Below are 20,536 nucleotides of genomic sequence, written 5' to 3'. Positions count from 1 at the left end.
GTGACCGCCGTACAGGAGCAGTCCATGACCACCACCGGCCCGCTCGAATACCGACCCCGCAAGTCCCGCATCGGCGCCTGGATCGGCGCGGCCGTCGCCTTCGTCGGCTTCACCGCGCTGTCCTTCACCCTCGGCTCGACCACGGTCGAGGGCGGCGCCGTCACGATCGCGGACCAGGCCGCCATGATCGGCCTCGGCGTCATCGGCGCCGGCATCGCCCTCAGCTTCCTGCGCCTGCGCGTGCGCGCCGACGAGAAGGGCGTCGAGGTCCGCAACGTGACCGCCACCCGCTTCTTCCCGTGGCAGGTCGTCACCGCGATCAACTTCACCGACAAGATGACGTGGGCCACGGTCGAACTCGCGGACGACGACGAGATGTCGATCATGGCCGTGCAGGTCAGCGACAAGGAGCGGGCTGTGGCGGCCATCAAACACCTGCGAGCGCTCTTGGAGCAGTCCCGCAGCTAGGTGCTACGATGGCTTGTCGATCGCACCGCGCCGCCCAGTTGCGGCCTGCGGTGCAGCAAGCGGAGTCCAGCTCCCACCCGCAGCCGGGTCCCTGAACGGGACCGACTGGCGACCGGGTCACAAGACGGCGATTGACTTCGCCGTGCTTTGGAGTGGACCCCGGCATACGCTGGGGTCTTTCTTTGTTGGGACCTCATGCCCGAGGCCGCTGGGTCACGCTTGCGCGACGAGCCGCCGGTGCACCTGCGCCGGCGACGACCCGAAAGCCACAGGGCCGCCGGCGCGACCGCGCCGGCGAGCAGCTCAACCAAGGAGGCCCCATCAGCGATTTGCGGATTAACGACCAGATCCGGACCAAGGAAGTGCGTCTGGTCGGTCCGGCAGGCGAGCAGGTCGGCATCGTGTCGATCGACAAGGCACTGCAGCTTGCCGCGGACGTCGACCTCGACCTGGTCGAGGTCGCCCCCACCGCGCGCCCGCCGGTCTGCAAGCTCATGGACTACGGCAAGTACAAGTACGAGTCCGCTCAGAAGGCCCGTGCCTCGCGCCGCAACCAGCAGCAGACCGTCATCAAAGAGATGAAGCTCCGGCCGAAGATCGACAAGCACGACTACGAGACCAAAAAGGGTCACATCGTGCGGTTCCTCACGGCCGGCGACAAGGTCAAGATCACCATCATGTTCCGCGGGCGCGAGCAGTCGCGCCCCGAGCTGGGACGCCGCCTGCTGGACAAGCTGGCGGAGGAGATCTCGGACCTCGCCGTCATCGAGTCGGCCGCCAAGCAGGACGGCCGCAACATGATCATGGTCGTCGCCCCGATCCGCCCCAAGGGCGAGATCAACAAGGCCGGCGGCGGACGCAAGGGCCGCGACCGCGACGAGGCCGCCCCGGCCGAGGACGACGCCCCGGCCGAGGACGACGCCCCGGCCCAGGCCGAGGCCCCTGCCGAGAAGCCCGACGAGACGCCCGCGTCCTAGACGCGGGTGCACGGGCGGGCCGGGCGCGGCGACGCGCCCGACCTCGCCCGAACGAACTAAGGAGAAGCACGATGCCGAAGATGAAGACCCACAGCGGGGCCAAGAAGCGGTTCAAGGTGACCGGCTCGGGCAAGCTGATGCGCCGCAAGGCCGGCAAGAACCACCTGCTGGAGCACAAGTCCTCCAAGCTCAAGCGTGGCAAGGACGGCCGCGTCGCCGTCTCCCCGGCCGACGTCAAGCAGGTCAACAAGCTGCTGGGCCGCTAGCTCGCACTCCGTTTGACTTCCAACCGCTTTTAACCGCAAGGAGACCAACTGTGGCACGCGTCAAGCGTTCAATGAACGCCAAGAAGAAGCGCCGCGTCGTACTCGAAGAGGCCAAGGGCTACCGCGGGCAGCGCTCGCGCCTGTACCGCAAGGCCAAGGAGCAGCTGCTCCACTCGTACACCTACTCGTACCGCGACCGCAAGGCCCGCAAGCGCGAGTTCCGCAAGCTCTGGATCACCCGCATCAACGCGGCCGCCCGCGCGAACGGCCTCACCTACAACCGCTTCATGCAGGGCCTGGCCCTCGCCGAGGTCGAGGTGGACCGCAAGATCCTCGCCGAGCTGGCCGTCTCCGACGCGGCGGCGTTCACCGCCCTGGTCGAGGTCGCCAAGGCCGCCCTCCCCGAGGACGTCAACGCCCCGGTCGAAGCGTAAGCGCGAATGACCGTTGATGAACCCGGGACGGACGCGCTCACCGCGCGGTCGTCCCGGGTCGTCGCCGCCCGGAAGCTCCAGCGCCGGCGCGGCCGCGACAAGGCCGAGCGGTTCCTCGCCGAAGGGCCGCAGGCCGTCCGCGAGGCCGTCGCGGCCGGCGTTGTCACCGACCTGTTCTACGACCTCGACGCCGACACGCGCCACTCGGACCTCATCGACGCGGCCGTCGCTGCGGGCGCCCACGTGCACCCGTGCACCGACGACGCGCTCGCGTCGCTCGCCGAGACCGTGACCCCCCAGGGGCTCGTCGCGGTCTGCCGCTTCCTCGACCAGCGCCTCCCCGAGGAGGCCAGGCTCGTCGCGGTCCTGCACGGCATCACCGACCCCGGGAACGCCGGCACCGTGCTCCGCGCGGCCGACGCCGCCGGGGCCGACTGCGTGGTCTTCGGCACCGACTCGGTCGACCCGTACAACGGCAAGTGCGTGCGCTCCTCCGCCGGGAGCCTGTTCCACCTGCCCGTCGTCCGCGCCGCCGACACCGCCGACCTGCTCGACGTCTTCCCGCACGCCCAGATCCTCGCGGCCGCGGCCGGCGGGGACGACCTGTACGGGCTCGACGCCGCGGGCGACCTCGACGCGCCCACCGTGTGGCTGTTCGGCTCCGAGGCCCACGGCCTCGACGACGCGACCGCCGCGCTGGCCCACCGCCGCGTCGGCGTCCCCATCTGGGGGAGGGCCGAGAGCCTGAACCTCGCCGTCGCCGCGGGCGTGTGCCTCTACGCGAGTGCCGCCGCGCAGCGGCGCGCGTCATGAGTACAGCCGCGAGTGCCGCCGCGCAGCGGCGGAAGTTAGAATGGGTTCATGTCTTACGGTCGCCGCGAATTTATCCAGCCCGCCGGGTGCGGGCTGGGCGGCTAGCCGACCTCCTCTCCCCAGCGGGCTGCGGCAGCGCCGCACGCCTTCCTTACACTGCTGAAGGTCCCGCCAGGAGAGAGACGAATGAGCACTGAGAACGAGGCTGGCCTGCTCCAGCCCGAGGCCCTCGCGAGGGCCGTGAAAGACGCCGCCGCCGCCATCGAAGCGGCCGCGGACCTCGCCGAACTCGCCGCCGCCAAGTCCGCGACGCTCGGCGACAAGTCGCCGGTGTCGCTGGCCCGCAGGGCGATCGGTTCGATCCCCGGCCCCGAGCGCGGAGAGGCCGGCCGGAACGTCAACGCCGCCCGCTCCGAGATCACTGCCGTCTACGAGGCCCGCGAGGAGATCCTGAAGGCCGCCGAGGCGGCCCGGGTCCTGCGTGAGGAGACCGTCGACGTCACCGCCCGCACGCCCCGCCGCCGCGAGGGCGCCCGCCACCCGATCAACGTGCAGATGGACCGCATCGCGGACCTGTTCGCCGCCATGGGCTACCAGATCGGCGAGGGCCCCGAGGTCGAGCTGGAGTGGTTCAACTTCGACGCGCTCAACATCCACCCCGACCACCCGGCCCGGACCATGATGGACACGTTCCACATCGCCGACGGCAAGGGCGGGTACGGGTCGAACATGGTGCTGCGCACGCACACCTCGACCGTGCAGATCCACACGATGCTCACGCAGGAGCCGCCGATCTACACGGTCGCGCCCGGCCGCGTGTACCGTACCGACGAGGTCGACGCGACCCACTCGCCGGTGTTCCACCAGACCGAGGGCCTGGTGGTCGACAAGGGCATCACCATGGCCGACCTCAAGGGCACCCTCGACCACTTCGCGAAGTCCGTGTTCGGGCCCGACGCCAAGACGCGCCTGCGGCCCTCGTACTTCCCGTTCACCGAGCCCAGCGCCGAGGTCGACGTGTGGTTCGCCGCGCACAAGGACGGCGCCCGCTGGATCGAGTGGGGCGGCTGCGGCATGGTCAACCCGCGGGTGCTGCGCGCCTGCGGCATCGACCCCGACGTGTACTCGGGCTTCGCCTTCGGCATGGGCGTCGAGCGGGCGCTCATGCTGCGCCACGGCATCACCGACCTGCGCGACATCATCGACGGCGACGTCCGGTTCCCGGCCGGCCTGCGAGTGGAGGAGTAGACGATGAGGATTCCCGTTTCCTGGCTCGCCGAGTACGCCGCTCTGCCCGCGGACCTCTCCACCGCCGACCTCGACGCCGCGCTCGTGGAGTGCGGCCTCGAAGTCGAGGAGGTCGACGACCTGCGCGCGCGCGTCACCGGCCCGCTCGTGGTCGGCCGGGTCGCCTCGATCGAGGAGCTGACCGAGTTCAAGAAGCCGATCCGCCACTGCTGGGTGGAGGTCGGCGAGGCCGAGCCGCGCTCGATCATCTGCGGCGCGCGGAACTTCGCCGAAGGCGACCTCGTCGTGGTCGCGCTGCCCGGCGCGGAGCTGCCCGGCGGCTTCCGGATCGCCTCGCGCAAGACGTACGGCCGCCTGTCGGACGGCATGATCTGCTCGGCCCGCGAACTCGGCGTCTCCGACGACCACGAGGGCATCATCGTCCTGCCCGAGGGGACCGTGGGCGAGGACGCGCGCGCGGTCGTCGGCCTCGACGACGTCGTGTTCGAGCTCGCGATCACCCCCGACATGGGCTACTGCTTCTCCGTGCGCGGCATCGCGCGCGAGGTCGCGCACCGCCTCGGCGTCGCGTTCACCGATCCGGCCGCGAAGGCGAAGGAGGAGCCCGCGACGGGCTCCCAGCCGTTCCCGATCGCGGTCGAGACCGAGGGCTGCACCCGCTTCACCGCGCGCGCCGTGCACAACGTCGACGCGAACGCGGAGTCGCCCGAGTGGCTGGCGAAGCGGCTCGTGCAGGCCGGGATGCGCCCGATCGGCCTCGCCGTGGACGTCACCAACTACCTGATGCTCGAACTCGGGCACCCGCTGCACGCCTTCGACCTCGACGCGCTCAGCGAGGGCCTGACGGTCCGGCAGGCGCGGCCCGGCGAGGTCCTGAAGACCCTCGACGACGTCGAGCGTCGCCTCGACCCCGAGGACATGGTCATCTGCGACGCGACCGGCCCGCTCTCGCTGGCCGGGGTCATGGGCGGCCAGTCCTCCGAGGTCGAGCCGCACACGCGGAACGTGCTCATCGAAGCGGCCCATTGGAACCCGACCGCGATCGCGCGCACCTCGCGGCGCCACCGGCTCAGCTCCGAGGCGTCCAAGCGCTACGAGCGCGGGGCCGACGCGGCCCTGAGCCTGCTCGCCGCGCAGCGCGCCGCGGACCTGCTCGTGGAGTACGGCGGCGGCACGCTCGCCCCGGAGGTGGCCGACATCGACCGCCGCGGGCCGATCGCGCCGATCACCATCCCGGTGGACCTGCCCGCGCGCACCGTGGGCGTGGACTACGAGCGGGCCACCGTCGTGGCGATGCTCGAAGCCGCGGGGTGCACTGTGGATGGCGACGGCGACGTGCTCACCGTCGTGCCCGCGTCGTGGCGCCCCGACCTGACCGACCCGGCCGACCTGGTCGAGGAGGTCGTGCGGCTGCACGGCTACGCGCACGTCCCGTCGGCGACGCCCCGCGCGATCGCCGGGACGGGCCTGACCTCCGCGCAGCGGCGCCGCCGCCGCGTGGCGCGGGCCCTGGCGGACAACGGGTTCGTGGAGACCTACACGTTCCCGTTCGTCTCCCGCGAGCGCGCCGACGAGCTGGGCCTGGACGAGAAGGACCCGCAGCGCGAGGCCGTCGCGGTGCTCAACCCGCTCGACGACGCCGCCCCGCTCCTGCGCGCCACGGTGCTCGCGAGCCTGGTGAACGCCGTGCGCGTCAACCTCGCGCGCGGCGCGAAGGACCTCGCGGTCTTCGAGGAGGGCCTGGTCTTCCAGCCCGCCGAGGGCTGGACCGAGTTCGACGTCGTGGCCCTGCCCGTCTCCAAGCGCCCCGAGGACGAGGCCATCGAGGCCGCGATCCGGCGCCTGCCGGTGCAGCCGCGGCACGTGGCCGCGGTCCTGTGCGGCCAGGCCGTCCCCGCCGGGGTCGACTCGCCCGGCCGGGCCGTGGACTGGGCCGACGCGGTCGAGGCCGCCGAGGTCGTGGCCGAGGCCGCGGGCGTGGTCCTGGAGACCGCCCAGGGCGAGGCCGCGCCGTGGCACCCGGGCCGCTGCGCCGAGCTGCGCGTGGACGGCGCCGTCGTCGGCCACGCGGGCGAACTGCACCCGGAGGTGTGCGCGCGCCTCGGGCTGCCGCGCCGCACCGCCGCGATGGAGCTCGACCTGACCGCGCTGCCGCTGCCGGACCTGGCGCCCGCGCCGGTGGTCTCGCACTTCCCGGCGACGCTCATCGACGTCGCCGTGGTCGTGGACGAGGCCGTCCCGGCCGGGAAGGTCGAGGAGGCCCTGCGCGAGGGCGCGGGGGAGCTGCTCGACTCGCTGCGCCTGTTCGACGTCTACCGCGACGCGAAGCTCGGCGAGGGCCGCAAGTCCCTCGCGTTCAAGCTGGAGCTGCGGGCGAACGACCGGACCCTCACCAACGAGGAGGGCGTGGCCGTCCGCGACGCGGCCGTGGCCGTCGCCGCCGAGCGCTTCGGCGCGGGACTGCGCGAATAGCGGTCCGCGCGAGTCGGAGACCGCGCGAACGGCGAACGGAGAGCGAACGACGGGGCGCGGTGTCACCACGGTGGCACCGCGCCCTTACCGCGTGTTCGTTTCGACGGTGATTTCGGCATAAAGCCGGAGCCGCGGCATGTCGCATGGTCCGCGCCTTTTAAGGTACGTGGTGTGAATAACGGGAACCCCTCTCGCGTTGGCAGGCGTCTGAGGCGGACCGGCTCGGAAGGCGGACCGCCCGGGAGCCACCGGGCCGGCCTCGCGTACAGCGGCGCCCGCCGGGCGGCGACCTCGATCCCCGCCCGCCTGCGCGACATGCAGTTCACCAGGATGCACCTCGCCGTCGGCGGCGCCGCCGCACTCGTGCTCGCCGTCGGCGTCTCGATCGTCCTCGGCAACCTCCCCGGAGACGACGGCGCGGGCACCGAGGACGCCGCGCTCCTCTACAACGACGGCCGCGCCCTCCCCGCCGACTTCCCCGACACCCATACCGCCCTCGCCGACCGCGTCTACGCCGAACTCGAAGCCCGCTACGGGATCACCCCCGACCAGCTCTACGACGCGGACGCCCGCCCCGACGGCTACCGGGTCGTCCTCACCCTCGACAAGGCCCTCCAGGACGCCGCCGAGGAGACCACCGGCCGCGCCGGGGTCGTCGCCGTCGAACCCGGTTCCGGTGCGGTCCTGTGCTACGCGGGCACCGACCCCGACACCGGCGCCGACCTCGTCGGCGCCGCCTCGCCGCACCCGCCCTCGGCCGTGTTCGACATGATCACCGCCGCCACCGCCCTCGAAGCGGGCGCCTCCATCGAGTCGCGGTGGGCCGACGAGGACGCCGACGTCACGCTCGCGCAGGCCGTCAGCGAAGGCCGCGGCGACGCGATGGACACCGTCGCGGGCGAGTACGGCGTGGAGACCGTCCTCGACACCGCGAACGGCATGGGCCTCACCGCGATCGCCGACGCCGACGGGGCCGTGCGCGACCTCGCCGCCGGGGACTACACCGGGCTCACCGCCGCCGACCTCGGCACCTACCCCGTGCCCGTGGTCGACATGGCGAGCGTCTACGCCACCATCGCCGCGGGCGGCACCTACGCCGAGACCCACTTCGTGGCCGCCGTCCTCGACTCGGGCGACCGCGAGATCGAGCCCGGCCAAGGGGTGCGCACCGACCGGGCCCTCGCCGAGACCACCGCGCAGGACCTCCAGTTCATCGGCCTCGGCGAGAGCGAGGCCATCGAGGACCGCGACTTCTTCGGCGTGGCCGCCGACTACCACGGCCAGACCACCGAGTCCTGGTTCGTCGGCGCGATACCGCAGCTCAGCGTCGCCGCCTGGTCCAACGGCGGCGGCGAGGGCGAAGGCGGCGTCGCCCTGTGGCGCACCGTCATCGACACCGCCATCGAGGCCAACGGCTACGAGGCCGAAGACCTCCCCGGCGCCTCCGGAGCCGGCGAGGACCTCACCGGCGGCATCGACGACGGCTCGGTGGACCCCTCCGGCGAGTACTGCCGGTCCAATCCGGACGACGCCGCGTGCGGCGCCTCCACCTCCCCGAGCGAGGCCGAGTCCTCCAGCGAGGCCGAGGAGGAGCCCACCGAGGAGGAGCCGGAGGAGCCCGAACCCACCACCTCGGAGCCCGAGGAACCGGAGCCGACCACATCGGAGCCCGAAGAGACCACCAGCGAATGCACCACCTGGCCCTTCTGCTGACCCGGCCCCCGAGCCCCTAGGATGCTGCCCATGACTCCCAACGGCTTCCCGAAGTCCCGCACGGCACTCGCGCTGGCGGTCCTGGTCCCGTTGGCGGTCGTCGGCGACGCGCTCTGGATCCGCCTCGCCCCCGGCGCCCCGCCCTGGCAGGCCCTCGACGACTCCTGGAACGGCCTCGTCGGCGGCCCCGCCGACGGCGTCCGCTGGCAGCTCGCGCAGCTCCTCAACCGCCTCGGCGGCGACCCGGGCCTGGCGCTGCTCGCGATCGCCGTCGTCGCCCTGCTCATCGTGCGGCGCTGGCGCTCGGCCGTGTTCGCGCTCGCGGCCGTGGCCGCCTCGGCGCTCGTGGTCGACCTGGCCAAGCGCGTCGGCGAGCGGCCCCGGCCACTGGACGTCATGGTGGAGACCGGGTCCTGGGCGTTCCCGTCCGGGCACGCCGCGCGCATGGCCGCGTTCGTCGTCATCGTCGCCGTCGTGTGGATCCCCGCCCGGCACCTGCGGACCTGGTGGCCCGTCGCGGTGTTCCTGACGGTCCTCATGATGGGCGCGCGCACCTGGCAGCACGCCCACTGGCTCACCGACACCGTCGGCGGGGCCGCGATCGGCTGGGCCGTCGCCGCGCTGGTGTGGTTCGCGTGCACGCCGCTGCTCGACCGCGAGCGCGAGCTGCGCGAGGCGCTCGACGCGCCTCCCGTCGCGGAGTCCGCGGCGGGCGAGGACGCCTTACGCTGAGGTCGTGCCAGGAACGACCGAGAGGTGCCCGTGATGTCCGCGCCCGAACCGACCAGCCCCGAACCGCAGCGGTACCCGCCGGCGCCCGCGCCGCCGCCGCCCTACGTGGTCGGACCCTATCCGCCGCCGTACGGCTACTACCCGCCGCCGCGGCCGGTCAACGGGATGGCGATCGCCGCGATGGTCCTCGGCATCATCGGCGTCTGCAACCCGGTCGGGGTCCTGGGCCTCATCTTCGGGATGGTCGCCCGGCGCCGGATCGCCGAGACCGGCGAGGCCGGGGACGGCTTCGCCACCACCGGGATCGTCCTCGGGTGGATCGGCACCGCCTCGATCGTGTTCTGGATCCTGTACGCGGTCTTCTGGGTCAGCATGTTCGGCGCCATCGTGGGCGAGATCGAGGACTGGCCGACCGACGACCCGTCGTCCTGGGACTACTCCGTGGTGCTCACGCTGCTCGGTCTCGCCTGAAGTAGGTGACGGCCGCCGTGTTCGCGGCGGCGAGGACGGCGAACGCGATCGCCGCGGCCGGCAGGTCCAGGCCCCACAGCGCCAGCGCGCCCGCGCCGAACGCGACGGCCTTGACCGCGATGGTCCCGGCGGTCGGGAGCGGCACGCGTGCCTTGGGGGCCGCGAACGCGCCCCAGAGGGCGACGAGCGCGCCGACGGCGGCGACGGCGACGAGCAGCCGCGTCCAGAGCGCGTGGTCGAGCGCGAGGGCCCACCAGGCGACGAAGACGAAGAGCGCCAGTTCGAGCACGAGCGCGAGGAACGAGTTGGCCATCACGAGGTTGCGGAGCACGCCGCTGTACCGTTCCCATTCGGGCCGGAACTGGGGAGGGTTCACCTGAGTCACCCGAACATGATGAACCTTCCGGGTCCGGTGGGGCGCGCTGGGTGCGACCAAAGTCGGAGACCGGCTCCCCTCCGGGACTGAGGCCGCCGGCCCGGCGGCGTGATGGGATGGGGGCATGACCAGTCCGTCCGGCCTCCTCGGCCGCGTCCGCAGGGGCGACCTCGTCGCCGCCGCGATCCTCTTCGCGATCGGCTCGGTCCTGATCGGACTCGGCAGCTTCGAGCCGTACATGCGCGACCTGCCGGTCGGATACCGGTTCATCCCGTTCGGGCTCGCGTGCCTCGGCGTGGTCGTGCGCCGGGCGTCCCCGGCCCTGTGCCTCGCGCTGGGCACGATCGGGTTCACCACCGAGGTCGCGATCGGCGTCTCGTTCGCGACGATCTGCGTGTACACCGACAACCTGTACGCGTACGCGCGCTACGGGCCGCGGCGCGGCGTCCGCGTCCTGACCCCGGCCATCGCGGTCGGCGTGTTCGCCCTCGGCGGCCTCACCTTCCTCGAAGGCGCCGACACGGTCGCGGTCATCACGACCCTCGCGATCCTCGCGGTGGTGCTCCTGTCGCCGATCGCCACCGGCATCATCGTGCGCCAGGCCCACGACCGCGCCGAACTCGAACGCGAGCGCGCCGAGCAGGCGGTGCGCCTGGCCGACGTGCGCCGCCGGGAGGCGGTCCTGCGCGAGCGCACCGTCATGGCCCGGGAGCTGCACGACACCGTCGCGAACTCCCTCTCGGCGATCGCGCTCCAGTCCACGGCCCTCCAGTCCCGCAAGGACCTCGACTCCGAGAGGGTCCGCGACTCGATCGCGGCGATCCGCGCCTCCAGTGTGGACGGGCTCGCCGAGCTGCGCCGCATCATCGGCATCCTGCGCGCGGGGGACGAGGGGGAGGAGCTGGCGTCGTTCCGGATCGACCAGATCCCCGAGCTGGCCGAGCGGATGCGCGCGGTCGGCCTCGCGGTGGACTTCCGCGTCGAGGGCGCCGCGCGCGACCTGCCCGGCGAGGTCGAGCTGACCGCGTACCGGGTCGTGCAGGAGGCGCTGACGAACGCGCTCAAGCACGGCTGCGACGCCGAGGCGACCGTCCGGTTCGCGCCGGGGACGCTCGTCGTGACCGTGGTGAACGCCCTCGGGGACGGGAAGGCGGCCGTCCCCGGCGCGGGGTCGGGCCTGGTCGGCATGACCGAGCGGGTGCGCCTCCTCGGCGGCAGGGTGAGCGCCGGGCCGGACGGCGGCAAGTGGGCCGTCCGGGCCGAGATCCCGACCGCGATCGTCGCCGACGCGTCCACTGAACCCACCGATCCGACCTCTTGGAGTGAGCGATGACCCGTGTCCTGCTGGCCGACGACCACGCGGCCGTGCGCGCCGGACTGCGCATGCTGCTGGAGAGCGCGAACGCCGAGGGCGAGGGCGGCATCGAGGTGGTCGGCGAGGCCGCCGACGGGGTCGAGGCGGTCGCGCTGGCGCGGGAGTTGCGCCCCGACGTGGTGGTCATGGACATCCGGATGCCCCGCAAGGACGGCATCGCGGCGGCGGCCGAGCTGCGCGGCACCGCCGACGTGCTGGTCCTCACCTCCTACGGCGACGACGCGAACGTCTTCGACGCGCTCCGCGCCGGGGCGAGCGGGTTCCTGCTCAAGGACGCCGACGCCGAGACCCTGGTGGAGGCGGTGCGCACGATCGCGCGCGGCGACGGGCTCATCTCGCCCGCGGTCACCCGGGGCCTCATCGCCGAGTTCGCGCGCTCGCGCCCGGCGTACGCGCCGATCGAGGTCGACGGCGCGGGGGTCGCGAACCTGACGCCGCGCGAGACCGAGGTGCTGGCGCTCATCGGCGAGGGCATGTCGAACGCCGAGATCGCCGCCGAGCTCGGTATGGCCGAGGCCACGGTGAAATCGCACGTCACGCGGGTACTCGCGAAGCTGGGGCTGGCGAGCCGGGTCCAGGCCGCGATCTATGCGCGTGAACAGGGGCGCTGAGGCCGGGGCGGGGCCTCGGAGACCGACGCTCGTCCGCGCCCGCCGCAGAGTCCACGAATGTGGGCGATAGTCACATCCCAACACGCGGAATTTCGCTGTCGCTTCGTCGTTGAATGCTGATACAGTTCGCTGCATAGTCATTCAAGACGGAGGTTTCCAGTGACGTTCAAGGTCGCCGTGGCGGGAGCCAGCGGCTACGCGGGAGGCGAGGTGCTGCGGCTGCTCGCCGACCACCCGCAGCTCGACGTCGTCGCCGCGGGCGCGCACAGCAACGCCGGTGAGTACATCACCGCAGTCCACCCCCACCTCTCCGCGTACGGCGACCGACGCTTCACCCCGACCGCCCCGGAGGCGTTCGCCGACGCCGACCTCGTCGTCATGACCCTCCCGCACGGCCAGTCCGCCGCGCTCGCCGCCCAGCTCCCCGCCGGGCAGAAGATCGTCGACCTCGGCGCCGACCACCGGCTCGAGAACGCCGCCGAGTGGGAGTCCTACTACGCGGGCCCCCACGCCGGGACCTGGACCTACGGCCTCCCCGAGCTCCCCGGCCAGCGCGAGAGGATCGCCGCGGCCGACCGGGTCGCCGCGACCGGCTGCTACGCCGTCGCCACCATCCTCGCGCTGCGCCCGCTCCTCGACGCCGGGATCGCCTCGCCCGAGGACGTCGTCGTCGTGGCCGCCTCCGGCACCTCCGGCGCCGGCAACGCCCCCAAGAAGAACCTCCTCGCCTCCGAGGTCTCCGGCTCCATCAGCGCCTACAAGGTCGGCGCCCACCAGCACGTCCCCGAGATCAAGCAGGCCAGCGGCGCCGCCTCGGTCTCCATGACCCCGCTGCTCGCCCCGATGCCCCGCGGCATCCTCTCCACCGTCACCGCCAAGCCCGCCGCCGAGGTCACCGCCGCCGACGTGCGGGCCGCGCTCGGCAAGGCGTACGACGGCGAGCACTTCGTGCACGTCCTGCGCGAGGGCCAGTGGCCCGCGACCGCCTCGGTCTTCGGCACCAACGCCGTCCAGCTCCAGGGCACGGTCGACAAGGACTCGGGCCGGATCATCGTCACCGCCGCCATCGACAACCTCGGCAAAGGCGCGGCCGCGCAGGTCGTGCAGTGCGCGAACCTCATGCTCGGCCTCCCCGAGGCCGCCGGCCTCACCGTGAACGGAGTCGCGCCGTGACCATCACGACCCCGAAGGGCTTCCAGGCGTCCGGCGCCACCGCCGGGCTCAAAGCCTCCGGCAAGCCCGACATCGCCCTGGTCGTCAACGACGGCCCGCTCCAGGTCGCCGCGGGCCGGTTCACCGGCAACCGCGTCAAGGCCGCCCCGGTCAAGTGGTCCCAGCAGGTCCTCACCACCGGCGCGCTCAAGGCCGTGGTCCTCAACTCCGGCGGCGCCAACGCCTGCACCGGCCCCGAGGGCTTCCAGGACACCCACGCCACCGCCGAGAAGACCGCCGAGGTCCTCGGCTGCGGCGCCGTCGAGGTCGCGGTCTGCTCGACCGGGCTCATCGGCGAGCGGCTCCCCATGGACAAGCTCCTGCCCGGCGTCGAAGCCGCCGCGAAGGCCCTCAGCGCCGACGGCGGCCCCGACGCCGCCACCGCGATCATGACCACCGACACCGTCGCCAAGAACGCCGCCGTCACCAGCCCCGCGGGCTGGACCGTCGGCGGCATCGCCAAGGGCGCGGGCATGCTCGCCCCCGGCCTGGCGACCATGCTCGTCGTCCTCACCACCGACGCGGTCGTCGACGCCCCGCTCGCCGACACCGCGCTCGGCACCGCCTGCCGGTACTCCTTCGACCGGCTCGACTCCGACGGCTCGATGTCGACCAACGACACCGTGCTCCTGCTCGCCTCGGGCGCCTCCGGCGTCCAGGCCGAGGCCGACGAGTTCATCTCCGCGGTCACCGCCCTGTGCAAGGACCTCGCGCACCAGCTCCTCTCCGACGCCGAGGGCTCCACCAAGGACGTCGCGATCACCGTCTCGGGCGCCGAGACCGAGGACGACGCCGTCGAGGTCGCCCGGATCGTCGCCCGCGACAGCCTCGTCAAGACCGCCCTGTTCGGCTCCGACCCGAACTGGGGCCGCATCCTCGCCGCCGTCGGCACCGCCAAGGCGCCCTTCGACGCCGACGCGGTCGACGTCGCCGTCAACGGCGTGTGGATCTGCCGGGCCGGCGCCGCCGGGGAGAGCCGCGACCTCGTCGACCTCAAGGGCCGCGACGTCGCGATCGACATCGAGCTCCACTACGGCGCCGCCGCGGCCACGATCTGGACCAACGACCTGTCGCACGACTACGTCCACGAGAACTCGGCGTACTCGACATGACCGACATCAGCACCCTCGCCCCGCACCTCCAGGCGGCCCTCGGCAAGGCCGAGACGCTCATCGAGGCCCTGCCGTGGCTCCAGCGGTTCACCGGCTCCATCGTGGTCGTCAAGTACGGCGGCAACGCCATGATCAACCCCGAGCTCCAGGCCGCGTTCGCCGCCGACATGGTGTTCCTGCACTACGTCGGCATCAAGCCCGTCGTCGTGCACGGCGGCGGCCCCCAGATCTCCGCGATGCTGAAGAAGCTCGACATCGCCTCCGAGTTCAAGGGCGGCCTGCGCGTCACCACCCCCGAGGCCGCCGACGTGGTCCGGATGGTCCTGGTCGGCCAGGTCGGCCGGGAACTGGTGGGCCTCATCAACAACCACGGCCCGTTCGCGGTCGGCATGTCCGGTGAGGACGCGCAGCTCTTCACCGCCAAGCGCCGCTGGGCCGACGTCGACGGCGAGCAGGTCGACGTGGGCCGGGTCGGCGACGTCGCCTCGGTCAACACCGCCGCGGTCGACGACCTCATCGCCGCCGGGCGCATCCCCGTGGTCTCCACCGTCGCGCTCGACCACGACGGCATCCTCTACAACCTCAACGCCGACACGGCCGCCGCCGCGCTGGCCGAGGCGCTGGGCGCGCAGAAGCTCATCGTCCTCACCGACGTCGAGGGCCTGTACGAGAATTGGCCGGACAAGGACTCGCTGCTGCGGCAGATCTCCACCGACCGGCTCGCCGACATCCTCCCCTCCCTCCAGTCGGGCATGGTCCCGAAGATGGAGGCGTGCCTGCGGGCCGTCAAGGGCGGGGTCCCCCAGGCGCACGTCATCGACGGCCGGGTCCCGCACTCGACCCTGCTGGAGATCTTCACGACCGACGGCGTCGGCACCATGGTCCAGGAGGACGCATGACCTATTCGGAGCAGATCAAGGCCCGGTACGCCAAGGCGCTCATGGGCAACTACGGGCTCCCGCCCGTCGCGATCCGCGAGGGCTCGGGCTCCACGGTGACCGACGTCGACGGCAACGCCTACCTCGACATGATCGGCGGCATCGCCGTCTCCAGCCTGGGCCACAACCACCCCGCGCTGGTCGAGGCCGTGAGCGGCCAGGCCGCCCGGCTCGCGCACACCTCGAACCTCTTCCTCCACGAGAAGGAGGTCGAACTCGCCGAGAAGCTCCTGGAACTGTGGGGCAACCCCGGCCGGGTTTTCCTGTGCAACTCCGGGACCGAGGCCAACGAGGCCGCGCTCAAGCTCGCGATCCTCCACGGCAGCGCCACCGGCAAGGGCAAGATCGTCGCCACCGAGCACGGCTTCCACGGCCGCAGCCTCGGCGCGCTCTCCATCACCGGGAAGGCCGCCATCCGCGAGCCGTTCGGGCCCTTCGCCCGCGAGGTCGCCTTCGTGCCCTACGGCGACGCCGACGCGCTCAAGGCCGCCGTGGACGACACGGTCGCCGCCGTGTTCCTCGAACCCACCCAGGGCGAGACCGGCGTGGTCCCCGCCCCCGCCGGATACCTCAAGGCCGCACGGGAGATCACCGCCGCGAGCAACGCGCTGCTCATCCTCGACGAGATCCAGTCCGGCTTCGGCCGGACCGGCGCCTGGTTCGCCCACCACGCCGAGGGCGTCGTGCCCGACGCCGTGACCCTCGCGAAGGGCCTCGGCGGCGGCGTCCCCATCGGCGCGGTCCTCGCCACCGAGGCCACCGCCGCGCTCCTGACCCCCGGGACGCACGGCTCCACCTTCGGCGGCAACCCGATCGCGTGCGCGGCCTCCCTCGCCGTGATCGACACGATCGAGCGCGAGCACCTGTTCGACAACGTCCTCGCCCTCGGCGCGCACCTGGAGGCCCGGCTCACCGCCGACCCCCGCGTCACCGAGGTCCGCGGCCAGGCCCTGTGGCGCGGCATCGCGCTCACCGAGCCCGTCGCCGCCGACGCCGTCGCGCACCTCATCGGCCTCGGCGTCCTCGCCAACGCGCCCCGGCCCGACACGATCCGGATCGCGCCCCCGCTCACGATCTCGCGGTCCGAGATCGACCTGTTCTGCGACCAGCTCCTCGCGGCCCTCGACGCCGTCTGTCCCGCTCCCGGAGGACGACCGTGACCGTTCATCACCCAGCTCCGCTGAACCTGAAGCACTCAGCTCCGCTGAATCTGAAGCACTTCCTCAAGGACGACGACCTCACCCCCGCCCAGCAGGCCGAGGTACTCGACCTCGCCGCCAAGCTCAAGGCCGACCGCTACGCCTACCCCGCGCTCGCGGGACCCAAGTCCGTCGCGGTGATCTTCGAGAAGCCCTCCACCCGGACCCGGCTCTCCTTCGACGTCGGCATCGCCGAACTCGGCGGCCACTCCGTCGTCATCGACGCCCAGTCCACCCAGCTCGGCCGCGGCGAGACCGTCGCCGACACCGCCCGGGTCCTCTCCCGGTACGTCAGCGCCATCGTCATCCGCACCTTCGGCGACGACCGGATCGCCGAGCTCGCCGAGCACGCCACCGTCCCGGTCGTCAACGCGCTCACCGACGGCTGGCACCCCTGCCAGCTCCTCGCCGACCTCCAGACCATCGCCGAGCACAAGCCGCTCAAGGGCACGAGCATCGCCTACCTCGGCGACGCCGCGTTCAACATGGGCAACTCGACCGTGATCGCCTCCTCCCTCGCCGGCATGCACGTGCGCATCGGCGCCCCCGAGGGCTACCAGCCCGCCGCCGAAGTCCTGGAGCGCGCCGCGCGCATCAACGCCGCCACCGGCGGCTCGGTCACCGTCACCGCCGACCCGGTCGAAGCGGTCGCCGGCGCCGACGTCGTCTCCACCGACGCCTGGGTCTCGATGGGCATGGCCGACAGCGCGAAGCGCTTCGGCGACCTCCGCGCCTACCAGCTCAACGCCGACCTCCTCGCGCACGCCGCCGCCGACGCGATCGTCCTCCACTGCCTCCCCGCCCACCGCGGCGAGGAGATCACCGACGAGGTGATCGACGGCCCGCACTCGCGCGTGTTCGACCAGGCCGAGAACCGGCTGCACGCCCAGAAGGCCCTCCTGGCCTGGCTCCTGAAGGAGTCCGCGTGAATCAGCCGACCACGAAGGCCGCCCGGCAGGCGCGCATCGTCGAGCTCATCTCGACGCGCTCCATCCGCTCCCAGACCGAGCTCGCCGGGCTCCTCGCCGACGACCGGATCGAGGCCACCCAGGCCACGCTCTCGCGCGACCTCGAAGAGCTCGGCGCCGTCAAGGTCCGCGGCACCGACGGCGGCTCCGCCGTCTACTCGATCTTCGCGGAGGGCGAACGGCCCCTGCGCGACGCCGAAGGCGCCCCCGACCGCCTCCAGCGGCTCCTGCGCGAACTCCTCGTCGGCGCCGACCACTCGGCGAACATGGCCGTCCTGCGCGTCCCGCCCGGCGCGGCCCAGTACCTCGCCAGCGCGATCGACCGCTCCGGCCTCGCCGACGTCATCGGCACGATCGCCGGCGACGACACCATCGCCGTGATCGCCCGCGACGGCGTCACCGGGAAGCACGTCGCGGACCAGATGCTCAACTGGGCCGGCCAGGGCCCGGACCCCTACAACGCCACCATCGACGCCATGCACCTTAAAGGAACCAAGGAGAACCAGAAATGACCGAGAAGGTAGTGCTCGCCTACTCCGGCGGCCTCGACACGTCCGTCGCGATCCCGTACCTGGCCGAGCAGCTGAACGCCGAAGTGATCGCCGTGGCCATCGACGTCGGCCAGAACGGCGAGGACATGGAGGTCATCAAGCAGCGGGCCCTCGGCTGCGGCGCCGTCGCCGCCGAGATCGTGGACGCCCGCGAGGAGTTCGCCGCCGACTACTGCTTCCCCGCGGTGGCCGCGAACGCCCTCTACATGGACCGCTACCCGCTCGTCTCCGCGCTCTCGCGGCCGCTCATCGTGAAGCACCTCGTGGCCGCCGCCGAGAAGCACGGCGCCACGATCGTCTCCCACGGCTGCACCGGCAAGGGCAACGACCAGGTCCGGTTCGAGGCCGGCCTCGCCGCCCTCGCCCCGCACCTCAAGGTGGTCGCCCCCGCCCGCGACTTCGCCTGGACCCGGGACAAGGCCATCGCGTTCGCCGAGGAGAAGAGCCTCCCGATCGACGTGACCAAGAAGTCCCCGTACTCGATCGACCAGAACCTGTGGGGCCGCGCCGTCGAGACCGGCTTCCTGGAGGACATCTGGAACGGCCCCATCGAGGACATCTACGACTACACGAAGAACCCGGCCGAGGAGCGCGAGCCCGACGAGGTCGTCATCACCTTCGTCTCCGGCAAGCCCGTGGCCCTCGACGGCGTCGAGAAGTCCGCGTTCGAACTCATCAAGGAGCTCAACGACCGGGCCGGCGCCCAGGGCATCGGCCGGATCGACATGGTCGAGGACCGGCTCGTCGGCATCAAGTCCCGCGAGGTCTACGAGTCCCCGGCCGGCATCACGCTGATCGCCGCGCACATGGAGCTCGAGAACGTCACCATCGAGCGCGAGCAGGCCCGGTTCAAGCGCACCGTCGACCAGCGGTGGGGCGAGCTCGTGTACGACGGGCTCTGGTTCTCCCCGCTCAAGGACAGCCTGGAGGCGTTCATCGGCGACGTGCAGACCCACGTCACCGGCGAGGTCCGGCTGACCCTGCACGCGGGCAAGGCCACCGTCACCGGCCGGCGCTCCGAGACCAGCCTGTACGACTTCGACCTCGCCACCTACGACGAGGGCGACGCCTTCGACCAGTCGAACGCGCGCGGCTTCGTCGAGCTGTGGAGCCTGCCGGCCAAGCTCGCCGCCGCCCGGAACGAGCGGATCAAGACCGAGGCCGCGTAATGGCGAAACTGTGGGGAGGCCGCTTCACCGGCGGCCCCGCCGCGGCCCTCGAGGCCCTGAACGCCTCGATCGGCTTCGACTGGCGGCTCGCACCGTACGACCTGAAGGCGTCCAAAGCCCATGCGCGCGTGCTCAACCGCGCCGGGCTGCTCACCGCCGACGAGCTGGCGCGGATGCTCGACGCGCTCGACGCCCTCGGCGAGGACGTCGCGGACGGGACCTTCACCGGAACGATCGCGGACGAGGACGTGCACACCGCGCTCGAACGCGGGCTCGTGGAGCGCCTCGGCGACCTCGGCGGGAAGCTCCGCGCCGGACGCAGCCGCAACGACCAGATCGCGACCGACCTGCGCCTGTACTGCCGCGACCACGCCCGGGGCCTCGCCGCCGACGTGACCGCGCTGGTGGACGCGCTGGCCGTGCAGGCCGCCGACCTGCTCGACGCCCCGGCGCCGGGCATGACGCACCTCCAGCACGCGCAGCCGGTCACCTTGGGGCACCAGCTGCTCGCGCACGCCCAGGGACTCCTGCGGGACCTGGACCGGTTGCGGGACTGGGACAAGCGGGCCGCGGTGTCGCCGCTGGGCTCGGGTGCGCTCTCGGGCTCCTCGCTGCCGCTCGACCCGGTCGCCGTGGCCGAGGAGCTGGGCTTCGACGCGCCCGCGGCGAACTCGATGGACGGCGTCTCCGACCGCGACTTCGCGGTCGAGCTGCTGTTCGTGTGCTCGATGATCGGCGTGCACCTCTCCCGCCTGGGGGAGGAGGTCATCCTCTGGTCGAGCCAGGAGTTCGGCTGGGTGACGCTCGACGACGCGTTCTCGACCGGCTCGTCGATCATGCCGCAGAAGAAGAACCCGGACGTGGCCGAGCTGGCCCGGGGCAAGTCGGGGCGCCTGGTCGGCAACCTGACCGCGCTCCTGGTGACGCTCAAGGGCCTGCCGTTCACGTACAACAAGGACCTCCAGGAGGACAAGGAGCCGGTCTTCGACTCCCTGGACAACCTGGCGCTGCTGCTGCCCGCGGTGACCGGCATGGTCGCCACGATGCGGTTCAACACGGAGGTGCCGCGCGCCTCGGCGCCGACGGGGTTCAGCCTTGCCACGGAGATCGCGGACTGGCTGGTGCGCAAGGGGATCCCGTTCCGCTCGGCGCACGAGATCTCCGGCGCCTGCGTGGCCCACTGCGAGGCGCGGGGGATCGAGCTGCACGAGATCGACGACGCCGACCTGGCGGGGATCTCGGCGCACCTGGACCCGTCGGTGAAGGCGGTGCTCGACGTCGACGGGGCCCTCGCGGGCCGCACGACCCCGGGCTCGACCGGGCCGAAGGCCGTGGCCGACCAGCTCGCGCAGGTGCGCGAGCAGATCGCCGCCTGGCAGACCTGGTCCGCTTAACACGAAGACGGCAGCGGCCCGCGCATCGCGCGGGCCG

21 protein-coding genes are annotated in these 20,536 nt (G+C 72.4%); 20 read left to right on the top strand and 1 reads right to left on the bottom strand.

Annotated features, from left to right (window positions below):
- The 10 genes from BLS99_RS02890 to BLS99_RS02845 all read left to right on the top strand — a co-directional run bounded on the left by BLS99_RS02890 (position 1) and on the right by BLS99_RS02845 (position 9,594).
- The gene (locus tag BLS99_RS02890; RefSeq protein WP_143034668.1) at positions 1 to 468 is read left to right on the top strand and encodes a PH domain-containing protein; all 468 of its coding nucleotides are present in this window, start codon (positions 1 to 3) and stop codon (positions 466 to 468) included.
- Positions 469 to 803: 335 nt separating this feature from the next.
- Positions 804 to 1,445 carry a translation initiation factor IF-3 gene (infC, locus tag BLS99_RS02885; protein ID WP_143034696.1) on the top strand — a complete coding sequence of 214 codons (642 nt, stop codon included), beginning with the start codon at positions 804 to 806 and terminating at the stop codon, positions 1,443 to 1,445.
- A 71-nt stretch (positions 1,446 to 1,516) separates the two neighbouring features.
- A complete protein-coding gene (gene rpmI, locus BLS99_RS02880; RefSeq protein ID WP_091043165.1) occupies positions 1,517 to 1,711 on the top strand; it encodes a 50S ribosomal protein L35 in 195 nt (64 codons plus the stop codon).
- A gap of 50 nt (positions 1,712 to 1,761) precedes the next feature.
- Positions 1,762 to 2,145: a 50S ribosomal protein L20 gene (rplT, locus tag BLS99_RS02875; RefSeq protein ID WP_091043161.1), complete on the top strand. Its 384-nt coding sequence runs from the start codon at positions 1,762 to 1,764 to the stop codon at positions 2,143 to 2,145.
- A gap of 6 nt (positions 2,146 to 2,151) precedes the next feature.
- The gene (locus tag BLS99_RS02870) at positions 2,152 to 2,958 is read left to right on the top strand and encodes a TrmH family RNA methyltransferase (protein WP_091043157.1); all 807 of its coding nucleotides are present in this window, start codon (positions 2,152 to 2,154) and stop codon (positions 2,956 to 2,958) included.
- A 186-nt stretch (positions 2,959 to 3,144) separates the two neighbouring features.
- The gene (gene pheS / locus BLS99_RS02865; protein ID WP_091043154.1) at positions 3,145 to 4,206 is read left to right on the top strand and encodes a phenylalanine--tRNA ligase subunit alpha; all 1,062 of its coding nucleotides are present in this window, start codon (positions 3,145 to 3,147) and stop codon (positions 4,204 to 4,206) included.
- Between the two features lie 3 nt (positions 4,207 to 4,209).
- Entirely contained in the window at positions 4,210 to 6,678 is a 2,469-nt protein-coding gene (pheT, locus tag BLS99_RS02860) for a phenylalanine--tRNA ligase subunit beta (RefSeq protein WP_091043147.1), read from the top strand.
- Between the two features lie 315 nt (positions 6,679 to 6,993).
- Positions 6,994 to 8,391 (top strand): serine hydrolase family protein, encoded by a 1,398-nt coding sequence (locus tag BLS99_RS25520; RefSeq protein WP_143034667.1) that lies wholly within the window; start codon positions 6,994 to 6,996, stop codon positions 8,389 to 8,391.
- A gap of 30 nt (positions 8,392 to 8,421) precedes the next feature.
- Complete coding sequence (locus tag BLS99_RS02850) at positions 8,422 to 9,123, top strand: phosphatase PAP2 family protein (protein ID WP_143034666.1); 702 nt, start codon at positions 8,422 to 8,424, stop codon at positions 9,121 to 9,123.
- Positions 9,124 to 9,156: 33 nt separating this feature from the next.
- On the top strand, positions 9,157 to 9,594 hold the full coding sequence (locus tag BLS99_RS02845) for a DUF4190 domain-containing protein (protein WP_143034665.1): 438 nt from the start codon (positions 9,157 to 9,159) through the stop codon (positions 9,592 to 9,594).
- Here BLS99_RS02845 and BLS99_RS02840 read toward each other — a convergent pair.
- Positions 9,572 to 9,979, bottom strand: coding sequence for a YrdB family protein (locus BLS99_RS02840; protein ID WP_218126184.1), 408 nt, complete (start codon positions 9,977 to 9,979; stop codon positions 9,572 to 9,574). The genes BLS99_RS02845 and BLS99_RS02840 overlap by 23 nt on opposite strands.
- A 115-nt stretch (positions 9,980 to 10,094) precedes the next feature.
- On the opposite strand from BLS99_RS02840, the gene BLS99_RS02835 reads away from it, so the two are divergent.
- The 10 genes from BLS99_RS02835 (at position 10,095) to argH (ending at position 20,499) form a co-directional block, all read left to right on the top strand.
- On the top strand, positions 10,095 to 11,303 hold the full coding sequence (locus BLS99_RS02835; protein ID WP_091043136.1) for a sensor histidine kinase: 1,209 nt from the start codon (positions 10,095 to 10,097) through the stop codon (positions 11,301 to 11,303).
- Positions 11,300 to 11,956 (top strand): response regulator, encoded by a 657-nt coding sequence (locus tag BLS99_RS02830; protein WP_091043134.1) that lies wholly within the window; start codon positions 11,300 to 11,302, stop codon positions 11,954 to 11,956. The genes BLS99_RS02835 and BLS99_RS02830 overlap by 4 nt, the downstream gene beginning before the upstream one ends.
- Positions 11,957 to 12,115: 159 nt before the next feature.
- Entirely contained in the window at positions 12,116 to 13,129 is a 1,014-nt protein-coding gene (argC, locus tag BLS99_RS02825; protein WP_091043130.1) for an N-acetyl-gamma-glutamyl-phosphate reductase, read from the top strand.
- Positions 13,126 to 14,280 carry a bifunctional glutamate N-acetyltransferase/amino-acid acetyltransferase ArgJ gene (gene argJ / locus BLS99_RS02820; protein ID WP_091043127.1) on the top strand — a complete coding sequence of 385 codons (1,155 nt, stop codon included), beginning with the start codon at positions 13,126 to 13,128 and terminating at the stop codon, positions 14,278 to 14,280. The genes argC and argJ overlap by 4 nt, the downstream gene beginning before the upstream one ends.
- Entirely contained in the window at positions 14,277 to 15,179 is a 903-nt protein-coding gene (gene argB, locus BLS99_RS02815) for an acetylglutamate kinase (RefSeq protein WP_091043124.1), read from the top strand. Before argJ ends, argB begins: the two co-directional genes overlap by 4 nt.
- Positions 15,176 to 16,378, top strand: coding sequence for an acetylornithine transaminase (locus tag BLS99_RS02810; protein ID WP_091043121.1), 1,203 nt, complete (start codon positions 15,176 to 15,178; stop codon positions 16,376 to 16,378). The genes argB and BLS99_RS02810 overlap by 4 nt, the downstream gene beginning before the upstream one ends.
- Positions 16,379 to 16,428: 50 nt before the next feature.
- Complete coding sequence (gene argF / locus BLS99_RS02805; RefSeq protein ID WP_091044782.1) at positions 16,429 to 17,346, top strand: ornithine carbamoyltransferase; 918 nt, start codon at positions 16,429 to 16,431, stop codon at positions 17,344 to 17,346.
- Entirely contained in the window at positions 17,343 to 17,897 is a 555-nt protein-coding gene (locus tag BLS99_RS02800; RefSeq protein WP_091043119.1) for an arginine repressor, read from the top strand. Before argF ends, BLS99_RS02800 begins: the two co-directional genes overlap by 4 nt.
- Positions 17,894 to 19,105 (top strand): argininosuccinate synthase, encoded by a 1,212-nt coding sequence (locus BLS99_RS02795; protein WP_091043116.1) that lies wholly within the window; start codon positions 17,894 to 17,896, stop codon positions 19,103 to 19,105. The genes BLS99_RS02800 and BLS99_RS02795 overlap by 4 nt, the downstream gene beginning before the upstream one ends.
- Complete coding sequence (gene argH / locus BLS99_RS02790; protein ID WP_091043113.1) at positions 19,105 to 20,499, top strand: argininosuccinate lyase; 1,395 nt, start codon at positions 19,105 to 19,107, stop codon at positions 20,497 to 20,499. Before BLS99_RS02795 ends, argH begins: the two co-directional genes overlap by 1 nt.
- Positions 20,500 to 20,536: the final 37 nt, after the last annotated feature.

Source organism: Glycomyces sambucus, assembly GCF_900102815.1.
Classification (GTDB): domain Bacteria; phylum Actinomycetota; class Actinomycetes; order Mycobacteriales; family Micromonosporaceae; genus Glycomyces; species Glycomyces sambucus.
This window is presented reverse-complemented; position numbering and strand designations above follow the sequence as displayed.